The 22,474-nt window shown below is 43.9% G+C and carries 19 protein-coding genes and 1 pseudogene; 3 read left to right on the forward strand and 17 right to left on the reverse strand.

From position 1 onward, the window contains the following. Positions 1 to 103: 103 nt before the first annotated feature. The 6 genes from IC007_RS11360 to IC007_RS11385 all read right to left on the reverse strand — a co-directional run bounded on the left by IC007_RS11360 (position 104) and on the right by IC007_RS11385 (position 4,964). Positions 104 to 1,771, reverse strand: coding sequence for an oxidoreductase (locus tag IC007_RS11360; protein ID WP_149528792.1), 1,668 nt, complete (start codon positions 1,769 to 1,771; stop codon positions 104 to 106). A 310-nt stretch (positions 1,772 to 2,081) separates the two neighbouring features. Further along, entirely contained in the window at positions 2,082 to 2,786 is a 705-nt protein-coding gene (locus IC007_RS11365; RefSeq protein ID WP_054846098.1) for a creatininase family protein, read from the reverse strand. A gap of 378 nt (positions 2,787 to 3,164) precedes the next feature. Beyond that, positions 3,165 to 3,683, reverse strand: coding sequence for a hypothetical protein (locus IC007_RS11370; protein WP_054846097.1), 519 nt, complete (start codon positions 3,681 to 3,683; stop codon positions 3,165 to 3,167). Beyond that, entirely contained in the window at positions 3,684 to 4,100 is a 417-nt protein-coding gene (locus IC007_RS11375; protein ID WP_149528793.1) for a hypothetical protein, read from the reverse strand. Next, entirely contained in the window at positions 4,064 to 4,570 is a 507-nt protein-coding gene (locus IC007_RS11380; protein ID WP_162302140.1) for a M48 family metalloprotease, read from the reverse strand. The genes IC007_RS11375 and IC007_RS11380 overlap by 37 nt, the downstream gene beginning before the upstream one ends. A gap of 19 nt (positions 4,571 to 4,589) precedes the next feature. After that, positions 4,590 to 4,964 carry a hypothetical protein gene (locus tag IC007_RS11385; protein WP_149528795.1) on the reverse strand — a complete coding sequence of 125 codons (375 nt, stop codon included), beginning with the start codon at positions 4,962 to 4,964 and terminating at the stop codon, positions 4,590 to 4,592. Between the two features lie 1,277 nt (positions 4,965 to 6,241). Here IC007_RS11385 and IC007_RS11390 point away from each other — a divergent pair. Next, positions 6,242 to 6,808 (forward strand): GNAT family N-acetyltransferase, encoded by a 567-nt coding sequence (locus IC007_RS11390; RefSeq protein WP_054846093.1) that lies wholly within the window; start codon positions 6,242 to 6,244, stop codon positions 6,806 to 6,808. Positions 6,809 to 6,965: 157 nt separating this feature from the next. On the opposite strand, the gene IC007_RS14095 is transcribed toward IC007_RS11390, so the two are convergent. From IC007_RS14095 to IC007_RS11415, 6 genes are all read right to left on the reverse strand, one after another. Then, complete coding sequence (locus IC007_RS14095) at positions 6,966 to 7,091, reverse strand: hypothetical protein (protein WP_256202607.1); 126 nt, start codon at positions 7,089 to 7,091, stop codon at positions 6,966 to 6,968. 158 nt (positions 7,092 to 7,249) lie between these two features. Continuing rightward, positions 7,250 to 8,722 carry a cytosine permease gene (locus tag IC007_RS11395; protein ID WP_149528796.1) on the reverse strand — a complete coding sequence of 491 codons (1,473 nt, stop codon included), beginning with the start codon at positions 8,720 to 8,722 and terminating at the stop codon, positions 7,250 to 7,252. A gap of 251 nt (positions 8,723 to 8,973) precedes the next feature. Beyond that, positions 8,974 to 9,438, reverse strand: coding sequence for a peroxiredoxin (locus IC007_RS11400; protein ID WP_054846089.1), 465 nt, complete (start codon positions 9,436 to 9,438; stop codon positions 8,974 to 8,976). A 283-nt stretch (positions 9,439 to 9,721) separates the two neighbouring features. Continuing rightward, the gene (locus tag IC007_RS11405; protein ID WP_054846088.1) at positions 9,722 to 10,900 is read right to left on the reverse strand and encodes an MFS transporter; all 1,179 of its coding nucleotides are present in this window, start codon (positions 10,898 to 10,900) and stop codon (positions 9,722 to 9,724) included. Between the two features lie 312 nt (positions 10,901 to 11,212). Further along, positions 11,213 to 12,193: a metallophosphoesterase family protein gene (locus IC007_RS11410; protein ID WP_149528797.1), complete on the reverse strand. Its 981-nt coding sequence runs from the start codon at positions 12,191 to 12,193 to the stop codon at positions 11,213 to 11,215. Positions 12,194 to 12,469: 276 nt separating this feature from the next. After that, positions 12,470 to 13,789, reverse strand: a complete 1,320-nt coding sequence (locus IC007_RS11415; protein WP_054846087.1) for an aminotransferase family protein — start codon at positions 13,787 to 13,789, stop codon at positions 12,470 to 12,472. Between the two features lie 529 nt (positions 13,790 to 14,318). Here IC007_RS11415 and IC007_RS11420 point away from each other — a divergent pair. Further along, positions 14,319 to 14,801 (forward strand): hypothetical protein, encoded by a 483-nt coding sequence (locus IC007_RS11420; RefSeq protein WP_149528798.1) that lies wholly within the window; start codon positions 14,319 to 14,321, stop codon positions 14,799 to 14,801. A 378-nt stretch (positions 14,802 to 15,179) separates the two neighbouring features. After that, positions 15,180 to 16,149 (forward strand): annotated as a pseudogene (locus IC007_RS11425) (transposase). Positions 16,150 to 16,566: 417 nt separating this feature from the next. Here IC007_RS11425 and IC007_RS11430 read toward each other — a convergent pair. The 5 genes from IC007_RS11430 to IC007_RS11450 all read right to left on the reverse strand — a co-directional run bounded on the left by IC007_RS11430 (position 16,567) and on the right by IC007_RS11450 (position 22,452). Next, the gene (locus tag IC007_RS11430; RefSeq protein WP_054846085.1) at positions 16,567 to 18,162 is read right to left on the reverse strand and encodes an APC family permease; all 1,596 of its coding nucleotides are present in this window, start codon (positions 18,160 to 18,162) and stop codon (positions 16,567 to 16,569) included. 154 nt (positions 18,163 to 18,316) lie between these two features. Beyond that, positions 18,317 to 19,387, reverse strand: a complete 1,071-nt coding sequence (locus IC007_RS11435) for an amidohydrolase family protein (RefSeq protein WP_149528799.1) — start codon at positions 19,385 to 19,387, stop codon at positions 18,317 to 18,319. Positions 19,388 to 19,400: 13 nt separating this feature from the next. Beyond that, complete coding sequence (locus tag IC007_RS11440; RefSeq protein WP_054846083.1) at positions 19,401 to 20,675, reverse strand: glutamine synthetase family protein; 1,275 nt, start codon at positions 20,673 to 20,675, stop codon at positions 19,401 to 19,403. Further along, on the reverse strand, positions 20,672 to 21,643 hold the full coding sequence (locus IC007_RS11445) for an acetamidase/formamidase family protein (protein WP_054846082.1): 972 nt from the start codon (positions 21,641 to 21,643) through the stop codon (positions 20,672 to 20,674). Before IC007_RS11445 ends, IC007_RS11440 begins: the two co-directional genes overlap by 4 nt. Positions 21,644 to 21,657: 14 nt before the next feature. Continuing rightward, the gene (locus tag IC007_RS11450) at positions 21,658 to 22,452 is read right to left on the reverse strand and encodes a carbon-nitrogen hydrolase family protein (protein WP_054846081.1); all 795 of its coding nucleotides are present in this window, start codon (positions 22,450 to 22,452) and stop codon (positions 21,658 to 21,660) included. Positions 22,453 to 22,474 lie beyond the last annotated feature (22 nt).

Here is a 22,474-nt window from a genome sequence, read left to right on the forward strand (position 1 = left end):
ATTCCTGACGCAAATTTATCCACAACACACACAAGCGATCAAGGAAAAGAAGAGAAAAGACAAAAAAGTTTTTTGGTTAGAAAAACTGATATATAAAGATTTCTTATGGATTTCTCTGAATTGGTGAGAAGCTCCTCCCCATCCAATAACCCGCCTTGATGGACTTACCCACGCTGGGTTGGTCGTCCACGAACTTTGAGATCTCAACGTCTGCATCAGGAGCCTTTTCTACCACCTTCACCCCGACCTTCTCCAGCTCAGTCCTCAGGAAATACTCCCTCGTTCTGTCCATCCAGCTGATTGACCTCTCGGTGATGTACACCTCGTTTTCCCTGGCAAGTTCGAACGCGTAGTCGTGATACGCGTACAGGTTGGAGTCTATCGCGACCATCTTTCCCTTTACCTGAGGGAACTCAGGAGGTTCCTCTGACGTAGCTACCACGCAGTTTTCTTCACACTTACCCTCCCTGAGGACTACCTTCACATGGAGCCTATCCAGCTCCCTTTCGTAAAACTTGATTAACTCTCCGAACTCCCTTACCTTCCAAGGATCTCTGAACTTATTGAACTGACCTCCTATCTTCTCCTTCTCATACAATGTCACCGAGAAACCCCTCAAGGCTAGAACCCTCGACGCTTCAAGTCCCATGATCCCTCCTCCCACGACCTTAACTTCACCTTCACCTCTCTCCATCGGAGGAAGGATCTCCCAGCCTACCTCTGGGTTCACGTCGCACCTCACCTCTCTGTAGACCATTCCCCTACAGGATTGGTTACACCTTATGCACGGCCTGACTGGTAGGCCCGCGTTCACCTTCTTGAGCCAGTGTGGTTCGGCGAGTAACTCTCTCCCGAGGACGACCACGTCTGCAACTTCCCTCACCTTGAGGGCGTCTTCCATGCTTATCACCGAACCTACCACCAAAAGGGGAATGTTTTTCACTCTCTCCCTTACGGTCATGGCTTCCTTGAGGAAGGACGGCTTCCCGTAGTAGAACGGGGCACTTGAGTTCATCGGCCCATCCCTGCCCGCGGAGAGGTGAATGTAATCAATCCCAGCCTTCACTAGCTCTTCCCCTATCTCTGCAACACGCTCTGGGGTCAACCCTTCCGGGTCGAACTCAGTGGAGCTCAGCCTGATCCCCACCGTGATTTTTGCCTTGTCCTTGATTTCCCTCACTATTTCCTTCACTAAGTTCACACCGTCGGAGTACTCGTCCTTCCTCTTGTTGATAGCAGGGGAGAGGAACTGAGCCAGGAGGTATCCGTGGGCTCCGTGGAGCTCCACTCCGTCGAAACCCGCCCTTCTGGCACGGAGTGACGCTGACACGAAGTCTTCCTTAACTCTCTCCACGTCCTCGGACGTCATTTCCTTAACTTCGTCCATGAGGGGGATAGGGGAGGGCGCGATGGGAGTATTGCCCCATATCACGTCACGCTTCGTCTTCCTGCCCGCGTGGACGAGCTGGACGAATATCTTGGAACCAAAGGAGTGTATCATGTCAGTTAGCCTCATGAACTTGGGTGTGAGCTCGTCGGAGTAGAGTCCAAGCTCGTTCACCGATCCCCTGGCGTCAACTCGATTAACGTAGGTGTACTCTGTAAGGATTAAGCTTGCTCCTCCCTTAGCCCTTTCAGCTAGGTACATGATGTGAGCGTCGGTAGGATATCCCTCCGGTGTACCGAGGTTACTTATCATAGGCGCCATTGCCACCCTATTCCTGAGGGTGACCTTCCCTATCCTTATAGGTTCGAGGAGAGGATTAGACATAGTTAAATAATGTTTATTTTAGATAAAAAACTGACCTTCTTACACTCAGCCGGCTTTAAGGACTAGGTAAAACCTGGTACTCATGCCTCCTGAGCTCAACATTTACGATAAAGTCAAGGACTGACCCTGATGTTAGAACATACAAATCAGAGTGGACTCAAGCGTTCAGGAGAACTTCTAGGAATGGAAACGTAATAACATCAATGCCGCCTCCGAATCCCTTGTTCTTCTCTTCCCATAATGAATATATCTTTTTCCTCTAGGAAAGTTTAGAGACCCAAAGATAAACAGGGAGAGATATATCTAGTGTTCACTCTTTCAATGTAGACTTCACCTTCATGAAAAGGGACTCCAAGTCGGCCAAGGCCCTCTTCATTGACTCCTCTCCTTTCTCCCTGTTTACCTCTATCTCGCCTCCTACGTTGATCACGCCGTAAGGGTTTGCTTGGTCTGTGGAGAGGAACTGAAATACACCGTCCTTCACGCTGAAGTCTTTGATCTCCTTCACTTTATCTATTCTCACCAGTTCAGGCCTAATGAAGAACATCCTTGAAGTCTCAAGGGATCCTGCGTGCATATCGACCACGCTGAACAAACCTTTATCCCTCCCCACCAGGGAAAAGAGGTGGATCTTGAAACGGTCGTTCTTGAAGTTGACCTGCCTCCTTACTACGTCGAGCAAGCTTTCGTTCCCTCCGTGGCCGTTTACCACGATTACAGACGATATGCCGGAGTGCTTAGCGCTCTCCATGAGCTCTGTTAGGAAATTTATCATAGTGACGTAGGAGACCCCCAGGAAAGGTTGCTTCCCGTGTTCGAAGGAGCATCCGTAAGCCAGGGTTGGGAAGAGGACTACTTCCTCCCTGTGTGAGGACTCCAGAGACGAGGCAAGCCACTCCGCCATGAGGGAGTCAGTGCCCATGGGGAGATGTGGGCCGTGTTGCTCCACACTACCCACGGGTATGACGCCTATCTTTCCCTTAACCATGTCTCTAGTTATTTCTAGTAGTTTCATAGTAACATGTGAGCTGTGGGGTTTAAAAGGGGTTCCAGTCTCGTCCTGAAGATGATTTTTCTGCACCTTATAGCTATTTTATTGACTAATTCAGTTCTTGAAAAAGCTATAGAGCCACTCACAAGGAACTTTCTTTCAGCTAAACTCTTAATTGGATATGATGTAAGTCGTTGAGTTCAACGCCTAAAGAAGTTGAAGCGATCTACAACGCTCTCGTTGGATCACCTTTCTCACTAAATACGTTAGAGGGACTGAATGTCATGAAAAACGTCTTATGTATACACACATGATATCACTTCGAGGAATTAGAGGGACTATGTAATGACGTGGAATGGGGAAAAGAACTGCTAAACTTTAGCGTTTCAAGTTATCATTACGTTATTGTGTTAAGATTGTGTTAAGGCATAAAGAGTGTTGAGCTAGTACGTGCTGAAGAACGTAAATAGTTAAAGACGACTCTATGAACGCTGCAACCGTCAATGAGAGGTAACCCATGAGCAATGGCACGATGTAGTTATTCTTAGATCTGAAGTTCTGTCCCGCGTAAGCAACGAGGCTGAAACCTAGGATCTCTAGAACGCCATGGGGGAGAGTACCAATTAGACCTATGAAGAAGCCAAAGGTAAATGCTATTTCACCCATAACAAAAGAAATAATTAATATTGCTATTCTCTGAATGACAGTATTCATATCTAGCAGAAAGATTACGAGCGAAAACGTGAAGTTTACCTCTATAACCTTAAGGAAAAGCCCATAGTCAGGTATTGGAACGGAAGCTGGTGTACTGGGCTCGGAGAAGCCCCTGAAGTAGTCTATTACGCCTCCTCCTAAGAGGCCGAGCCAGAAGGTGAAATAAATACTGAGAACCTTCCTACAATTAACTCCTCTAAGCTTCATTTAGACACCGTGGTAGAGAATCTTTATTATCGCTATGAGAGCGTTCAGACCAACGTAAGTGACCAACGTTATAGTCACCACTTTTAGAGTCTCACGCAATCCCAGGAAGGTCCTGACGATCATAGATATCAGGACTATCCCAACCAAGAACTGTAGGCCGGTCAGATATAAATTAGGGTAGCTACCAAGTGCGGCATAGCTCATGATCATGTATAGCCCAGCTAACATGAAGGAGAAGTTCATTCCACCCTTCTCTGTCCTTCCATAGTATTTCCTCACTAATGGGAAGAAGACCAATCCTATCAATGAGGATACCACTAGGGCACCTACGTAAAGGATGGGTAAGAGAATTTCTATCAATTCGAGTGAGGTGTAATGTATCACTGCGATTGTAGATGCCAGGAAAGAGAGTGCCACGGGGACTCCCAACGACCAAGGGACGACAGAGGGTCCCCTGTCTTCATTGCCTCCCTTGAGGATGTATGGGTGAACTTGCTGATAAACGGAGCTTCCTCCGCCGACTGGACGTCTTTTCTCCCGTACACTCTCCTGATCTCGTCAACTAGAGCGTCGTATGCTCCTTCGCCAACCGTTCTGAAAGTGAAAGCGTTAGCCCTCGACTCGGCTACTCTCGAGAAGAGGAGGGTGGAGATCAACATTGAGAGTAAGACCAGGACCACTTTGAATATTAGAGCAGTACTGATGCTTACCACGTGCGTGTCATATCCATATCCTATGAACCAAGCTGAGGGTCCGAACACGGAAAGCATGGCTATTCCGGCTAACTCGATGAAAAGTGGATGATGTTCCTTAGCGTGACCTAACTCATGTGCTTTCACAATCCTCACAACGGGGTCTGACTCGTCCGATCCGTCAGACTGACCCAATCCGATAAACACTATCGTCTTAAAGAGAGCGAATAGATCTGGATAAGGAGATGAATTCCATTGTTAAGCCACCAGATTGATCGGATAAACCTATAATCTTGACCTCACCAGGTTTAACTTCCTTAAATAGACCTATCCTAGGTAGGATTAAAATCGCGGCCAAGGTTTCAAAGATAAATTCCAGCATGAACGACACAACTATGTCAGTTGAGGTGACCGTAGTAACGTGGAGGACATCCACAAAGTAAGCGAAAATTAAGCCTGAGGAAATAGCCTCCGTTAAAGAGAATATAAACCCGATTTTCAGCGCTAAACTAATGGGAGAGCTTATTGCGTTATTTTTCACGTAGACTCTCCGGTCAATTGCAGTCTTTTCACCTTTTGCGTTTCTCATAGATTCCACTAAAGTAGGTCTATCAGACTTCAAGGATTCCTTAATAATAGATCTCGTCATGAGAATAATGAGAAATGTTATAGCAATTACTACTCCAAAATCCAAGTAAAATAGTACAATTGATAAAAAACGGTCTTCTTTTAATATTTCATAAGACAGAAAGAAAAGAAGTATAGAGAGACAGCTAAAACAAAAATTGACTTTATATATCTTGAAATTGATTTCATTAAGAATTCATCTAAGCGAAACCTCCGGCGGCAACGGCAAATACAATACCTGCACCAAGAAGCACTCCTGCTAAGGCAGGACTACCCAAATCATTTGATAGTGCGCCAAGTCCAGCAAATGCACCTGCTACTCCTGCTAGAGTGCCTGCGGAAACTGCAGTAATCCCGCTAAGACTATAATCGCAGCTCTTATGTACATTCCTGGGGAAACAGAGCTAGTAGAGCTATAGCTCCAAGAGCTAAAAATGGCTCCACATATGAGTATTTGCGTATTAGTCCGCCGGTTTTCTCTTTTCTCATCTTTTCACCTAGTATATACTCTGTATTCTTTGTTTTTTCTATTTCCACTATTAAGTCATCAACTAGACTGATTAACTAGTCTCTATCTTTTATATCCACTATCCAAACATTTATTTAATCTATCTCGTCTTTTATATGAACACTTTTGCCATGTCTATTTATAAATTGAGATCTATCAACATATTTCAGACAATTCAGGCACCTTGTGTCTCTCTGTAGTTCAGGCCCAGAACATCCGTGAAGGTAGTGCTAAGTATCGCTGAGTTAAAGGGAAAAATAGTTCCTGTCAGGCCGTTATTTTATCTAGTACCGCGACAGGAAGAGACAGCTTAAGCCAAATAAAGGACTACAATCTAGGAAGAGTAAGGCTAATCTTTCACGAGAATTAGAGAGTTACTGATATAATTCGTTAGACCTTAAAAGACGAGATTCATATTTCAGGTCTACACGCACTTTGAGACATTAACGTGAAGCGTGAAGAGGTTCCTACGCTATCCCTGGGGAGCAAGTAACCTAACGTTTCGTGAGGATGTGTGGATTCTGGACATCAATACTGAATGAAGTTTTCTTCACCTTAAAACCTGACTGGTATGATTTCCTTGGTTTATCAGGACCGGACTTTAGATAAGAGAGATTCTAACCTGAAATCTCTCCTAGCTAACCTGACACAAGTTAAAACATCTTAATTCACTAAGGCACACTCGCTTAATATTTTTATATCAGTGATATCTAACTGAGTTAGAAAATATAATGATGAAAGAATTCAAGTTAAATGGAAGGGAAGTAGTCCTCGAGATAGGGAAGGAGGATCATTTCCAGCAGTTCCTCTCATTCATCAATGAGATAAAGGACGACCCTGAGAACTTCAACCTCTTCAGGTATAGGGAACCTGAAAGTCTTAGGTTGAAGTCCTGGGTGTCCTCTTGGAAGGGAAATGTAATGCTCGCCTTCCACGACGAAAAAGTGGTAGGTTTCTCTCAAATGGCTGAGCCCGTCTTCGGAAACCTCCAGAACCACGTGAAGGAGTTCGCGATCTCTCTATCCAAGGAATTCAGAGGATCGGGATTAGCACAGCTCATGTTCCTCAACCACCTAAATTTATATCCAGACGTGAAAAAGATCACCGCTTGGGTCGATGTCAGGAACGTAAGGTCAATTAGGATGCTTACAAACGCTGGCATGCAGAAGAAGTGCGTATTAGAGGACTTCATCTACTCACAAAGGGAGAGGACGTATTGCTCCGTGACTTTCCTGATGGGAGACGTTAACGTGATAAGGGATAATCTACTCACGAAGTTGAAGAGCAAGAACATATAGATGTGATATATTATAAATATAGAGATACCACTGTTATTATGATAATAAAAATTAGCCTTAACTAACTTGATGGATAAAAAATACGAATAATCAGAAAAGTAAAGAAACAGATATAGAAAAGAAAAAATGATAATTTTCGTTTCACGCCTACAATTCATTACTTCTTGTCCTTCTTACCGGTTACCTTCTTAGTTTCTTCCTTCGCTTTGTCCTTAGCTTTCTCCGCTATGTTCCCAGCCGCTTTAGAAGCGTCTTTTACTGTATCCTTTGTTTTCTTTGCCATTGATTTATTAAACTCGTCCTATTATTTTAACTTTTCTCTCTTTATTTAGGATGCGTTATAACGCTAAAATTATTTTCATTACGATGTAAAAAGACGTTCTACACAGTAAAAGAAAAATAGTTTTCTTTCCTATATCTTCCTTCTCTTTTCCCTTTTCCTCACTTCAGCTTCAGGACCTTCATGAGAACTAGATACATCATCATCCCCATCAACAAGCCTGATAGAGGGCCGACCTGAGCAAGGTCTTCGAGGAAACCTACTTTCAGCCCTAAATCAGGAGAGTACAAGATCAATGAAAGTACAGCGAACGTTATCAATGAAGCTGGATTTATCCCCTTCCAGTACCAGTACTTAGAGTTCTTTATGAAGATCGCGTTCGTATCAAGGGAAAACTTCTTCATGACCACGTAATCGGCTACGTTTATCCCCACTATTATTCCAAGCGCAGTACCGTAAGCTAAGAGCCAGTTGTCCACGAAGTTGTAAGCAGACCCAAGGAAGCTCCAAGCACCCAGTGCCAACCCGATCACTGTAGCTATTATCACCCCTTTGAACCAGGAAATCTTCTTAGGGAATATATTGGAAATGTCGTACCCCGGAGGAAGGAGGTTCGCCAAGGTGTTCACACCGAAGGTCTCAAGCAGAAGTGAGAAGAGAACGAACATCAAAAGCGGGGCTGGGAGGGTCAGCAAAGAAAGCAGAACTGGGTCTATGATTGTAGAGTGGACTAAGGAATAGGCAAAAAGAGTCCCCATAACGGACATGAACCCGAAAACTGCATAAGTGATAGGAAGGACAAGTTGTCCATACATCTGCGCCTTCTGTGACTTGGAAAACCTCACTAGGTCAGGCATGCTTATCGCCATTGTGAGCCAATTCGCAGTGTTGCCTGCCAGGAAGGAGAGTGCAGCTATCAAGGAGAACGGTCCGAACGCTGGCGGAAGAGCACCTACGTTCCATCCAGCCTTGAATCCCTCGTACAGGAAAATGGACGTAAGGGAAGCTATTGAGAGAGGACCTACAATGAGACTGAACTTCCTCAACGTTTCTTGCCCTTTCTTTATAGGAGAGAAGTATAGGAACACGAGCTCAGCTACCACCACGGATACGAAAACTCCCCAGAAAAGTGAAGGGTCTGCCAGGGAAATCGTGTACGAGTTAGCCGAGCCGGACTTCACGAGCGGCATCACAACCTTGTCCAAGTTCCCCGTGGCATACAGATAGATCCCAGCCACGATTTCGGTGAAGATGAAGAGCTGAATTCCCCACCATCCCGTTCCTATTATGGACCTCACTATGGAGGGTAGCTGGGCTCCCCAAATTCCCCACCTCGTCCTGGTGATCTGGGGTTCTGCAAGTCCGTATTTTGCTCCGGCGTGGGACTGTATTATCATGGGGACTAGGGTGATCACGTTTCCAAGGAACTCCATTAACAGTGAAACCCCCCAAGGTAGACCTAAAAAGATTCCGAACCATGGGTATTCCCACGTTAGGACTCCTACGCTCATCACTGTCCATATCATGCCGAAGTCTAACGCGCCCCATTTCTTGAGCGACGTGTTAACTGGAAGGATGTCCTCGTTTGTAATCGTGGAATTAAATGAACTTTCGACCTTTTCGTTATTTTCCATGGACTTAGATTAAAGGACTAGTTAAAAAAGATTTAAATTTCTTCTTTAAATAAGTTTCATTTCATACATGAGGTCTTCATGTATATTTTACCAATATTTAACAAAACTTCTCTGAAGACATGAAAACTTTATCTCATGTTAAGAAAGAAATATGGAAAAAATGAATTAAAAATATATAGGATTAGATCCTCATTTAAGAACAGTAGATAGGAAAAAAGAAAAAAAATTCACGTAATGTGGTGAGAAACCTGTCAGATGGAACTTATTACCTTCTCTATCTCACTATAAGGAGGCTCCACCGTGGGGTCGTCTGAGACCCACTTGTATCTTATTACACCTTCCTTGTCGACCACAAAGACGGCCCTCTTGGCGAGGACGTATCCTGGAAGTGACGGGAATTCCCAGGACACTCCGTACTTCTTCACGACCTCCCTGCTGTAATCACTGAGTATCTCGAAATTGAGCTTGTTATGCTCCTTGAACGCCTTATTACTGAAAGGTGGATCAACGCTTATACCGAGAACCACAGCGTTTAAGTCGTTGAACTTGCTCATGCTGTCCCTGAAGGTACACATTTCCTTAGTGCATACAGATGTGAACGCGGCTGGGAAAAACGAGAGAACTACAGTCTTTCCTTTCATATCACTTAACTTAACTGGCTTCAGCTCCGTGTTGTACAACACGAAGTCCGGGGCTTTTTCGTATTCTGATACCATACTATTCTATAGGTACCATCATTTTTAGATTTAACTTGAAAATTTTAAATAAATAATATCTTAATTTTAAAAATAGTAAAATAAATTAAGAATTATGTAGGCTTGATGACCATTAATGTCCCACCCGTCATAACATATACCTTCCTAAACGCAGAAAACAGGAAGATTACATCAATCCTTTTTTCCTCTCTCATTTTTATATTTACTAGTAATGATTAATAATTTTTGTAGATAAGGACTTTTTTAAAAATTCCGATAAAATGTTCCCTCACCTTACTTTCATTTACTGGATTAATTTCTCAACATCGCTCTCTTTTACCTTCTTGAAATCCCTGATGACAAAGAAGGTGGGAATTCCTAATAAGACCCCGAAAATTCCAACCAAGATAAGTACGTTAACTATACCGATCAGAGTAGCGACGAAACCGTAAAATACCGCCATCAAAGGGGATGACCCCATAAGAAATACTTGTATTAATGAATTTGTTCTTCCCATGATCCTCTTAGGAATCACCCTCATCATTAACGTTTCTAGTGGGATATTTACCATTGATATCCCGATTCCAATCATAAATGAGATTGTAGACTCTAAAAGCGGAGCTCTAAGGAAAGCGATCAAGACAAATGCGAAACCGAAGGCTGACGTTATTATAGAAATGAACCTCTCATCAATTAGTTTTTCAGATACTTTTCCTCCTAAAATTCCCCCAACAAAAGCTCCGATTGAGAACGTGAGGAGAAAGAGAGTATAGTATATTGCACTGACGTGAAGTATTTGATGGAAAAGGGCTGAGGAATATACGTCTAGCGCAGTGAAAGCTCCGTTTACTACAAGTCCTAGCAAGAGAAGAGGTAGCATGAGTCTTATCACCTTCCACACTTGATGATAAGAATAAGTTTTCTGGAATAATTCCTTGTTCTTCTCGTCTTGCTTTATAGGATACGATAAAAAGACGCAGGATAAGCTAATGATGACCAGAAGAACGGGAAAGAACTTCGGTACAAAATATGCAGAAAGACCTCCCATGATAGTTCCAGCTATCTCGCTGGCAGCCCTTCCCACGGCGTTAAAGGACATGGCTTTAGGCAGTTCATTCTCAGTAACCAACTCCTTTATGCTGGAGTAATACGCATCACCTGAACCCATGTAAAGCATGAAGGAAAGGAGATCTACACCGTAAATCAAATAGAGTGATTGAAAAAGAACCAAGGTTGCATAAATCACGAAAGTCAGTATCGAGAAGAGAAACATAATTTTAGATTTGCTTATCTTATCAAGAACATATCCTAAAGGAAGAGTCAAGATTAGATATCCAACTAAAGACAGTGCAGGGAGCAGGCTAACGAGAAAGACCGAATGGTATATGACTATAATTTCCCACATGAAGAAAATAGAGAACCCTAAATTTGATGTCCTCAACAGGTTTCTAGCCATCCACAGCCTAGTGAAATTAATATCCATGGTAAGCCACACCAATTTATACGTCTTTTATAAAAGTTTAGTTATAAGCTATTTATACAGTAACTTAAAAAGATCAAAATTAGAAAAAATTAACTAATAACACGAGACTTATTTAGAAGTCACTTAGGCTGTCATGGGCTGTAAGACAGAGAAATTTCGTACAATAGACTTCCAATGAACCAGCTCTACGTTTCTTGCAAACTAAATGACATGTCTATAACTGTGAGGTTATCGATTTGAAAAATTCTTTTTTAGATAGAAAGATATAACAAACATATAAAAGGAAGGAAAGATAAAAATTCTTTTCTCAAGTCAGCCTAGCACGAATTGATGTGTCTTAACTTTGTCCTGCTCTAGAACTATGTAGGTAGCATGGAGAATTCCCTCCCCATACTCACTTCCCGGGTTTATGATGATAGTTTTACCTATCTTGTCGAAAGCCCTCGATTCGTGGATATGCCCGTGCACTCCCATTAGCGGAGAGTACTCTTCGATTAGCTTTCTGATTGAAGTTGAACCAACATGCGTCATCACAATGTCACCTCCCTTTACCACTGGCTTCAGGTCCTTGGTAAGGAGAGGTGCGTTGTCCAGATTTGTACCATAAGGAGGTGCATGGAAGTTAAATATGGACTTGGAAGGCTCTGAGACCTTCTCTATCTCCTTCTTCAGGTGAGCGTAAATCTCTTCTTCATTCATTTCCCTGGGTGTGTTCCACGGAGTTGGGTTCACATATCCAAAGGAAATCATTTCGTGCCCCCCGACCTCTAGAAGGTTTCCCTCAGTTTTCTTCATGACCTCTGATGAATCTATCACGTCAAACATGAACATAGGGTCATCGTTCCCAAGATTTACGTAAACGGGAACCTTATAGTCCTTCAACTTCTCTTCCCCGATCACGATCCAATCCTCAAGGACTTGCTTTATAGCCAGATTGAACTTCTCGTCTACCTTCTTCTTGTCCTCCACCATCTCCTTGTATTCGGTCTTGTCCACTATAGTGTAGTAAGTGCCTCCCTTTTTGAATTCCTGAATCACGGTGGACAAACCTTCCTTTCCAACTGTCTGTCCCTGTATATCGTATTTTCCTTCTCCTAAATCCACTATTGGGACAAGTGTCTTTCCTGCCAGATCTCCTCCTATTATTAAGGCATCCACCTTATACATCTTCGCTGCGTTCAGGAACTTCCTGAATGCTGTCTCAGAACCGTGCAAGTCTGAAGTAAACAAGATTTTAGTCATATCCTTTTTCCCTACACTTTCATTGTTTGATTTCCTTTTAAACAGACCCATAAAAGCATGTATTTATTATAATATAAAAGGATAATCTGGTAAAAAGTTGCCATTTTTTTAAATTAACAGTGAGGTTCATGAAGAATGTATTTAACCTGAAGAGAGGTACTCACGCTCAGGCTAAACATTTGACAGTCATACATTTGGCCTTAACGAAGTTTAACGAGAGGAATATCAAGTTCTGAAAGAAAACATCATAATATAATATAGAATTTTCTTCTTCTATACATAATATATAATGAATAAATTTAAAAAAATGATAGATTCCTTGTACTCTTAGGAAAACTCTTGATCTGAGATCGCGAGTGCGTCATCTATGGCGTTAAGTCCCTTGTCCAGTTCCTCCTTCGTGATTATGAGTGGAGGAGAGATCACCAGCCAAGACGCTCCTCCGAAGATGTATACTCCTCTTTCCATAAGATAGGACGTGATCTTGTCTATCACAGTTAGTCTTCCGCCGTACTTGTCCTCATAAGTGCCCACTGGAGTCATATTATCGTCCTTCACCAGTTCTATAGCCCAGAATAGACCTACTCCTCTCACATCGCCAACGCTCTTGTGTTTCTCCTTTATCTCGTTGAGCCTCCTTTCGACATAAGACGACATGTCCCTTACGTGAGAAAGCAGATCCATTCTCCTGTACTCTTGTATCACGGCTGGAATAGATGACAACACCACTGGATGAGCCTCAAATGTATGACCGTGGGCGAACACGTGGTCCTCAAAGAAGTCAGATACTTTTTTGCTGACCCCTGTTATGCCGACAGGGAGGTAAGACGCTGACGCGCCCTTAGCTGTAGTCATTAAGTCCGGTCTTACACCCCACAAGTCCACGGCAAACCACTCCCCTGTCCTACCCCACCCTGTCATCACCTCGTCTGCTATCATAATGACGTCATTCTCCTCCGTTATCTTCCTCAACAACGGAAGGTATTCCTTGGGTGGTACCACAACCCCGTTAGTTCCCGTTATAGGCTCCACAATAAGTGACGCGACGTTACCTTCCTGCTTTATCACATAGTCCACGTAGTTTGCACAGGAAATCCCGCATTCAGGGTACTTTAACTTCAACGGGCACCTGAAACAGTAAGGTTCGGGTACTCTCACTACTCCAGGCATCGAGTTAGGTTCTGTGAACCATCTTCTATAGTCCCCGGTCAAGGACATCGAAGCCAAGGTGGACCCGTGATATGACCTGTACCTAGAGATTACCTTATACTTGGGGGACTTTACCATCCTGGTTATCTTGACCGCGGCCTCGTTGGCTTCAGTCCCTGAAGTGGAGAAGAAGAACTTCGTTATTCCCTTAGGAACCACCTCTAACAAGGAACGGATGGCGTCAGCCCTCGCCTTTGTGGAGAAAGCCGGAGAAACATATTGAAGATCCGACATACCTTGTTCAATCGACTTTATGACCCTTTCGTTTCCGTGACCTAAGTTGACGTTCACTAACTGTGAAGACATATCCAAGTAACTTCTTCCCTTGTCATCGTAAAGAAATACTCCCTTGGCTGAGACCAAGTTTATCGGGTTCCATCCTCTCTGTTTCCTCCACGTCCCAAAGGAATGATTCTTGACTAGCTCCGCGTCATCCATATAACTCTCATTCTGATATAGCTATATAAAAATTGACGAAAAGAAATGAGAAAAGTTTCAATGAAACCTAAATAGAGCTGGACAAAAAATAGAAAAGTATACTAAAAAATCGTTTTCTTTATGAAAGATATACAACCATTATATGGACCTGAGTTCAATTCATTTCAACACTCTTTAAATGATTTTAAGTTATGTATGATAAAATCTCTCTTTTCTTCCCTTTCTTCTCTTTTTCATTTCATTGATTCACCTACATGATAATAATTGATATAATATATGATAATTTACTCCACAACTGCTTGGGCAATTCACGTCTCCTTTGAGAATTCAGTTTATTTATCAAAATAGAATGAATTTAATTGAACGCTACCACATGGGCTGGGTAAGGATTCACGCTAGACAATTTCCTTTATTTGATCTGTTTTGCCATAATTACAATTCACAACTGAATCCTGAATCGCCCTCATTGAATCTTTCCATATCATGTTGGCCCACAACTTTTTATATATATAATTCTATAAGTTTTACTATGATAAAAGATTTTCCAAAGTTTGACTGTTTAATAACAGGAGAAAAAGAAGGTTATGATTCTGAAATAGAGGTTTATTTTGCCAAGGAATTGCAAATAGCGTCTATATTTTCAATTTTACAAAATTATGATACAGAATGGAAGGAAAATTATTCAAAAATAATAGAAATTTTAGATAAAATGGACAACTATATAGTGAATGGTAAAGATTTACCAGATTATACTCTAATCAAAGACCTTGATAAAGGTGATTTTACGTACTCCTATTCACAGCTCCAATCAATTCAATTTTCTGAGAAAAAAATTAGCGTATCTTTGTTATACTATGTAGCAGGTTTGATACAAGAAAATCTATATTGGTATTCTATATTAGCTAAAAAGGATAAGTATTCAAAAAATTTTAACCTGGACGCATTTGAGATACTATATACATTGATGAGCGTTGTAAGAAAAAGAGCTTATAGTTTATCTCAAGGAAATTAGATATTTTCTTATAAATCCTTTACTACTTTCCCTTTTTCTTAATATCGTCCATAAGAAGATAGAGATCCATATTTTACGATAATTTATAAAAGATTCAGAGTATTGTTTTTTAACTCTCTTATCCTCTTGTTTCTTCATTTATTTATCGTTATTCAACTCATCATTCTATTTCACATTTTCAATCATATTCGTCTTTTCATAATCATATAAAATGTTTGGACGCCTAATTATTGTATGAAAACTATTGGAATAGTTAGGGCGATTCAGGTCTGCATTGCAAATTCGCTTTGTTTCTTTAAGACAAGATAGAAATAATTAGTCGTACATGGAGGGAAAATAACAGGGTAATACTAATAGGGGATGGCAGGACATTATACCATGCGTGAAGTACAACCAGGACGTGGAGAGCACGACTCCACGATCCTGCTCGTCCCCATCAGGGAAGGACTCGTTATTAAAGAAGACGTCAAGGAAATAGAGAGGAGAGCGGTTGAGGATACGGAGATGGCGAGCCCCAAGTACGGGGGGAAGGAGACGAGGAGGGATTACGCCACCTACAGGTTTCTGAAAGGTTTCACTGTGAAGAAGAGAGGGAGGAGGATAGAGCACGAGGTGAGCTTCCTCACCGTGAAGTTACCCGTCATCTGCAGGGGTGGTAGGAAGGTGAGGACGAACACGGAGAGGAGGCCTGATAGGGAGAGCTAACAAGTGGAGACGGTGCTTTCCTCACTCTATTCCTTCCTGGGAGGGAAGCTCAACGTCAAGCTCATCTCAACGAGGCTGGAGGTACAGGGGAACTTCAAGTACGTATTTGACGGGAGGGAGTCCTCCTCGTGACTCTAGGCATGTCACCAGAAGGGAGGAGGGCAGTCCTCGACGTACTCCTGGCTATGGAGGAGGACTCAAGGAGTTACTGGACCCTCCTCGCTAGACTATGGCGCAAGTTTAACCCCGTCCTGGTCGTAGCTGACGGGGTGAAAGCCCTAGATAAGGCAATCTCCCTGTCTGGGATTCCGCCCTCAGGCAACAGTGCTTGGTGCACTTGAAGCGTTCCATGACCAGAGAGGAGAGGGAGGAGCTGAACCGCCTCCTCTACGCTGAGGAGGTGAGCACGTACAGGGTAAGTCCGACGTCCTCAATTACCTCGTCTCTCCCAAGGACGGATGTGACCCAAGCCTAACAACCTCGAGTCGTTCAACTCCTTGAGAGAAGACGTTTCGGTAAGTTCCACTCCCCCTCACGCGTCCTGCAGATCGCCCTCAATATCGCCAGGGAGTACAACCCGTCGAACTGTTATCTTATTCCAGTAATAATATTACATCACACCTTACTCTCCTCTCCACCTTGACCTAAGGTCATTTTTCTTCATAGAATTAGACTAAATCTAAGAGAATATTACAATCTGCAATGGAGACCTGAATCGCCCAGTTACTTTGTATATATCTTCAAATCTTATCAGAACCTGTGTAAAACTCTTTTTCAGTTAAACGCTTTATTTAGAATGTGGTGTAAACTGAGGGACTCAACATCTGAAGAAATTGAAGTACTACACAAGGTACTACACAGCTGAACCTTGAGTCAGAGTAGGAAAATCGAAGAAATGCACTAGCATTGGAGAGATTCGCCAGCACGCAACTAGATGAAAACTAAGAAAGAAACGTAATTTGCCTATCCGCAAAGTAAATGTTACATGAATCTATAAAATTATTCGTGTATTCTTGAAATCAATAAGAAAAATAAATAATTATTTTTAAAAAAAATCATTTCATTCTGGAGGAATCTCCTTGAACACTACATTTAGATCCATACCTTCCTTTTCTCTCGCATGTTTAGAAACGAAATAAGTCAACAGCCCTAGAACTGGTATTATCACGATGAGACCTATGTTCACCGCCAAGTTTCCGGAGAGAACCATTGTGAGATATAGTGGATTGAATGCAGCATACCCTATTGCTATTATAACTGAGATCGCTAGAATAACAGAAGCTATTGATCCGAATATTTTCAGCTCTTTCCTCTCCTTCTCCGTAAGGGAGACACCAGGAATTCCCTTGAAACCCGCTACCGTGGCGGATATGGTAGCTTGCAGGAACTGATAGATGAAGAGCACTGCAACCAGAGCTATGGTTGAGATCGCAAGCCCTAGCAGGAGTGTAGCTACCTCGAAGAACACAGCGATTCCCAGTGCTACCAAGGAAGCTAGAAGGGGCGTCTGAAGCTTGGAATTGACGTAGGCTAGACGTTCAGGAAGTATCCTATCAAATGACATTGCCAGCATTACCCTGCTAGGAATTGCGAGGGAAAGAGGTCCTGCAACCATTTGTATCCCCACGTTCAAAAGGCCTACTAGAATAGCCAGAATAGGGACAGAGATAGCCATTACTCCTGCCCAAGCAATGTAGCCTTCACCTGCAGAGACCGGTATGGTAGACCCCCATCCGTTTAATGCCACGTAGTTGAAGAATGGTATGCCCATCGTGTCTGCTGTTAGGAAAGTCAACGCTACGATGACAAAGGTTGCTATTCCGAATCCTGAAAGCATGCCTACCTTCAGGGATCTGGACGCTTGTTTGTATTCACCAGCGAAGTAAGACGGTCCGAAGAACCAGACGAAGAGCCACATTAACATGAGGATAGAGAAAACTAACGTCTGTATACCGTCAAACGTGGGAGAGTAGAGCGAGGATCCTTGAGAGGCTATGTAAGAGTACGAGGGTCCACCGAAAATGGAGGAGAACTTGTTAAAGTCTGCCTCGAACACGGCTCTGCCTTGGGAGAAGAGGTATATCACCAACAGAGACCCTATGACCTGCATCGACGCTATGACGAATAGGAAATTACCCATTATCCTCTGAGGTGAGATACTGACCAGCCACATTGCGAAGAGGGAAGCTAGGCTTGCCAAGAAATAGTAAGTGCTGTTGCTGAGAATCGACGTTCCCAAGTTAACCAGATATTGGTCATGAAGCGAGAGTCCAATTACTTGGATTGCGGGTACTATACCAGCGCTGACCTCTATCTGGGAAAGGATAGAGGCAAGCAAGGGAGTTGATATTATGTTCGCTACTCCCTGAATCGTTGCAGGTAAAGGCCCTACAATTCTGGAGATGTAAATGTACTCCCCTGACGATCTTGGTATATACTCGGCTAACTTCAAGTACGTCATGAATATCGGAAGAGCTAGCAAAGGAGAGATTATTATTCCTACATACCAGCTAGCAGCAGGAAGCGCAGGGGAGTACACCAGAGTATAGTAGAGAGAGATTGGCACTATCAATGCAAGGACTTTAGCGAAGGCATGCTTTGAACCCATCTGCCTTACTAAACCTGAAGATTCCCTTATGAAGACCTTTTTTGACATAGTCTGTATTGAGGATGAATCCTCTTATAAAAATTTCAGAGAAAATTTAAAAACTTTTTATTTTCTTAACCTTAATACATGAATATAGTTCACAACTACCGAGAGAATTTTAACCGTTTTACCCTAAAGGTTTTTCGCTTTCCTACATGGCAAATCAAGTGTTGAATCTGCCGTATATTCTCTCCGCGTTCTTGAACGATATCATTTCTTCCACCTCTTTCCTCTCCGTTGATGAAAGCACTCCTATTTCCTCAAGTTCTTCTGTTACCTTTGAAATGGCAGACCTGAATAGACTAGCTGAAGCCCATGCTATCTCAGGTATCTCGAAAGCATCACTACCGTACATCACTTTAGTGAAAGGTGCCACTTCCAGTACTTCAGAGAGCACGTGGTACCCACCGAGAGGGGCGAAAGGGAAAACCTGAGACACATCAAGGTACACTGACGGAAAGAGGTAGCTCATCCATGCAGTCTCTCTATGGAACGGATATCCTGCGTGGACGAAAACGATGGTTCCTTCGTATGTCCTTACCATATCGGTGAGGATTGACGGCATTGATTGGTTCAGCTTTATGTCTCTGTCTCCTGCCCCCGTGTGGACTTGAAAAGGAACGTTCATGTGAGATGCCTCTTCCATGGTCACACAGAAGAGGAAGTCCCTAAAACCCTTGGCCCTCCTCCCATACCATTCGTGCTCTCCAGAATGAAAGTCCCTCAGCGCGGACCCCTCATCACAAGATGAAGGTAAGCCAGTCCTGTATGCTATGATACTCTTGAAGCCGGCATAGTCTTCCTTCTTCACCTTTCTCCTTAACGTCTCCTTGAACGTCTCCAATGCCCTATCGAAGGACATGGAGAAGAGGTCTCCTATGATGTTCTCTATCCTGAAAAGCCTCTTCACTGGTATGGGTATCTCGTGGACTTTCCTGCCGAACCCCTCGTCTATCACTATACCCTTTATTCCAGCCTCTGAGAGGAGTTCTCCCACGTATTTCACAGGATCGTCCTTGATCATCCTGTTCCTCTCGTCAATGAAGTTCCCCCCGAACTTCTTCACCATGAGTTTCCTCAGGTAGAGGTAAAATGGTCTCCATCTGTTCATCTCTGTTACGTCTTTCTTAACCTCGTTTTCCTTCCAGGATTCAGCTGAAGCCATCATGAACTCTTTCTCGCTCATTGGAGAGGCGTGAAACCAGTGAGCGTGCTCGTCTATCAGGGGTATCAACTCGCTTCTCCCCTCATATCTTGCTATAGGTTTCGTATTCCCAGTCTGTTACGCGGCTTTCGTATTCCTCTACCTCAGCCATCTTAACGTTGATGAACTCTCTGACTATTCTCTCTCCCACTGCTCTTTTCAATTGTACGTCTTTATCAAGCTCCTTCAACGCCTCCCTGAGGTTTCTGGGTATCTCCGGGATGTCCTCCTTGAAGTAAGAGTTCTCGTTCACCGGTAGACCCGGGTCTATTTCCTCTTTCACCCCATCCATTCCTGCAGCTATCACAGCCAACGTCACGAGGTAAGGGTTTACGCTGGGATCAGAGACTCTGTACTCCAGTCTGGAGTCATTACCCTGATTACCTCTGTAAGGGGTAGGTATCCTTATCATGGCGGACTTATTGTTAGACCCATAGGCTATCTTGGTTGGGGCCCAGGTACCGGACCTGAGCCTTTTATATGAGTTGACCGTTGGTGCAGCTATTGCCGTGAGGGCCTTAGCGTGCTTCAGAATGCCACCCACGAAGTGCATTCCGAACTTGCTGAGCAACTTTCCCTCGGAGAAGAAGAGGTTCTTATTTTCCTTCCAAACGCTCAGATTGAGATGAAGTCCTGATCCTGCAAGACCGTTGAAGGGCTTGGGCATGAAGTTGGCCTCTAAACCTGAATTCGACGCCTCACTCTTCACTATCCCCTTGACCATGACGAACTCGTCTGACGCCCTCAATGAGTCCCTGTGGGACACGTCTATCTCGTATTGTGCGGGTCCGTATTCCTTTATTACCCTCAGCACATCGATGCCGTTCTCTTTCAACGATGAGACTATTTTCGTGATGACAACTTCGTTCATACCCTGAGGATCGAAACATCTGGCGTCATTGAACGGTTTTCGGTCTTTCACCAGGTAAAACTCGTATTCGAAACCTGACATGAACTCAAGACCTTCCTTTCTAACTTCCTGAAGGACGGATCTCAACCTGGACCTCACGTCCATGAACCAGGGGGAATCTCCATCGTAGAGGTCGCAGATCACCGAAGCATAAGGAGGGGTGAAAGTCAGGGTAGTGACGTCTGGAACCAAGAAGACGTCTTGGTCCTGAGGTCCGAAAGACCCCAAAGGAGAGATGTAGTCCATAGGGGTGAAGCTGAACATAGCCTTGGTGAGTCCGATCCCGCTCTTTATCATATCCTCTAAGTGCTCTATGTAAGCGCCCTTGGCCCTCACGTATCCATCGAGTCCGACCCAAGTGAAGTTTACAACGTTCACTCCCCTTCTCTTCAGCTCATTTACGTTCATCTCTCCCTCGCCTCAAAAGCGTCCATGATTTCTCCTCCTTTGTTCCCGAAGACCGAGACGGGTATGAAACCCGATACAGTCCAGTTGGGGACGTCTACCACTTGGCTTACCTTCAAGTCCATGACTGTACTCAAGAGCATGTATGCCTCAACTGGTTCCATGAAATTTGAGAGAAAGGAGATTGCCTCCTTCACTACCATCAGGGAAGCGTTCCACAGATCGTTAGAAAACCCCATGAAGGTTATGTGGTCTCCGTCGTATTCCGCCTCCCTGGGCTTGCTCACGAAGACAGGAGACTTTAGGTTCCTGCTCTTCACGACTTCTACCCTCAACTTTACCTTAGTTGGTGCCTCCACTGCACTTCCGCATACTTCTCCATCGCCTTGAGCTAGGTGGGTGTCTCCCACGGAGAGGAGAGCTCCTTTCCTGAAGACCGGGAAGTAAATTCTAGACGACACAGTCATCTGTTTCACGTCCATGTTGCCACCGTTCTCCCTGGGCGGAATCGTGCTCCAAACTCCGTTAAGCCTCATTCCGGTCCCAATTACTCCAGGGAAAGGAAACTCCTTGACCTTCACGTAAATGTCACCGAACTTAGCTGAGACGTATCCCTCATCTGAAGACCAAATCTTTAAGGCTTGACTGTTGACGCCTTCGGGGACGTCGTTTTCTTTAGATAGGAAACCGAATCCCGGTATTACGGCAGTCCAGCCCCACCCCTCCCCGTGGATATCGAGTATTTCTACCTTGAGCGCGTCCCCCGGCTCTGCTCCCTCCACAAATATCGGACCAGTGAGCGGATGTATCCTGGAGAAGTCCAAGTTCGTAACGTCATTCAAGTCTGAGTTCCTCCTTATTTGTCCGTCGGAGGCCTCTTTCACTTCTAGCTCTACGGTGTCTCCGTCCTTCACGTAAATGGCCGGTTTCAACGACGAGTTCCATCTGCTGTGAGTTGAATGAACGCTTATCGTTCTCCCTCACCTCACAATCCGTAACTTGGAAGTCTCTTCTTCAAGAAAGGTCTCTTGAGCCTGGCGTCAATTATTTCGTCCTCGTTCACATCTGCGTAAACTATGCTCTCTCCTTCACCTTTGGAAATAATTTCACCCATCGGTGAGATGACCATGGAGTCCCCGAAATATTCCTGCGGTTGGTAAGGATATTCCTTTCCTACCCTGTTTATTCCCGCTATGTAAACCGTGTTGAAGATAGCGTGAGCTTTCAGTTCTATCTCCCATATCTCCTTGAAGTACGCTACGGAGGGGACGAAGACCACCTGAGCTCCTTTGACCACTTCAGCCCTCACGGTCTCAGGGAAGTGCCTATCATGACATATGACCACACCTACTTTCGTCCCTCCCAGATCGAAGACAGGAAAACCGAGGTCTCCTACTTTAAAGTAATAATATTCATTGAACAAGTTGTCTTGGGGTAGGTGAGTCTTCCTGTACTTCCCCACTATCTTCCCCTCGTCGTTTATCACGAAAGCTGTGTTGTAGAACATCCCGTTCTCTCTTTCAAATATTGGTACAATGAGATTCACGTTTCTCTCCTTTGCCTTCTCCCTGAACTTAGTAATAGTCGGACCATTCTCGTCCTCAGCCATTGAGAAGTATTTCACGTTCTGCTCGAACGCGAAGTACACTGTGTTTGAAAGCTCGTCCAGCGCAATTATCCTCGCTCCCACGTCTGAAGCCTTATCAACCATTTCAATTTGCCTTTTCACGTTGTCCTCCTTATCCCAGGACATGTGGGTTTGAATCAGGGCTATTTTCATTCTGTTCGTGTTTATGTAAACG

This window comes from Sulfuracidifex tepidarius (genome assembly GCF_008326425.1).
Lineage (GTDB): Archaea > Thermoproteota > Thermoprotei_A > Sulfolobales > Sulfolobaceae > Sulfuracidifex > Sulfuracidifex tepidarius.

Bases quoted from the DNA above. Each gene is read 5' to 3' on its own strand.
- IC007_RS11390 (WP_054846093.1), top strand. From the start codon at position 6,242: ATGATGAAAGAATTCAAGTTAAATGGAAGGGAAGTAGTCCTCGAGATA.
- IC007_RS11440 (WP_054846083.1), bottom strand. From the start codon at position 20,675: ATGAACGTAAATGAGCTGAAGAGAAGGGGAGTGAACGTTGTAAACTTC.
- IC007_RS11360 (WP_149528792.1), bottom strand. From the start codon at position 1,771: ATGTCTAATCCTCTCCTCGAACCTATAAGGATAGGGAAGGTCACCCTC.
- IC007_RS11430 (WP_054846085.1), bottom strand. From the start codon at position 18,162: ATGTCAAAAAAGGTCTTCATAAGGGAATCTTCAGGTTTAGTAAGGCAG.
- IC007_RS11370 (WP_054846097.1), bottom strand. From the start codon at position 3,683: ATGAAGCTTAGAGGAGTTAATTGTAGGAAGGTTCTCAGTATTTATTTC.
- IC007_RS11415 (WP_054846087.1), bottom strand. From the start codon at position 13,789: ATGGATGACGCGGAGCTAGTCAAGAATCATTCCTTTGGGACGTGGAGG.
- IC007_RS11400 (WP_054846089.1), bottom strand. From the start codon at position 9,438: ATGGTATCAGAATACGAAAAAGCCCCGGACTTCGTGTTGTACAACACG.
- IC007_RS11450 (WP_054846081.1), bottom strand. From the start codon at position 22,452: ATGAAAATAGCCCTGATTCAAACCCACATGTCCTGGGATAAGGAGGAC.
- IC007_RS11410 (WP_149528797.1), bottom strand. From the start codon at position 12,193: ATGGGTCTGTTTAAAAGGAAATCAAACAATGAAAGTGTAGGGAAAAAG.
- IC007_RS11420 (WP_149528798.1), top strand. From the start codon at position 14,319: ATGATAAAAGATTTTCCAAAGTTTGACTGTTTAATAACAGGAGAAAAA.
- IC007_RS11385 (WP_149528795.1), bottom strand. From the start codon at position 4,964: ATGAGAAACGCAAAAGGTGAAAAGACTGCAATTGACCGGAGAGTCTAC.
- IC007_RS11395 (WP_149528796.1), bottom strand. From the start codon at position 8,722: ATGGAAAATAACGAAAAGGTCGAAAGTTCATTTAATTCCACGATTACA.
- IC007_RS11365 (WP_054846098.1), bottom strand. From the start codon at position 2,786: ATGAAACTACTAGAAATAACTAGAGACATGGTTAAGGGAAAGATAGGC.
- IC007_RS11405 (WP_054846088.1), bottom strand. From the start codon at position 10,900: ATGGATATTAATTTCACTAGGCTGTGGATGGCTAGAAACCTGTTGAGG.
- IC007_RS14095 (WP_256202607.1), bottom strand. From the start codon at position 7,091: ATGGCAAAGAAAACAAAGGATACAGTAAAAGACGCTTCTAAAGCGGCT.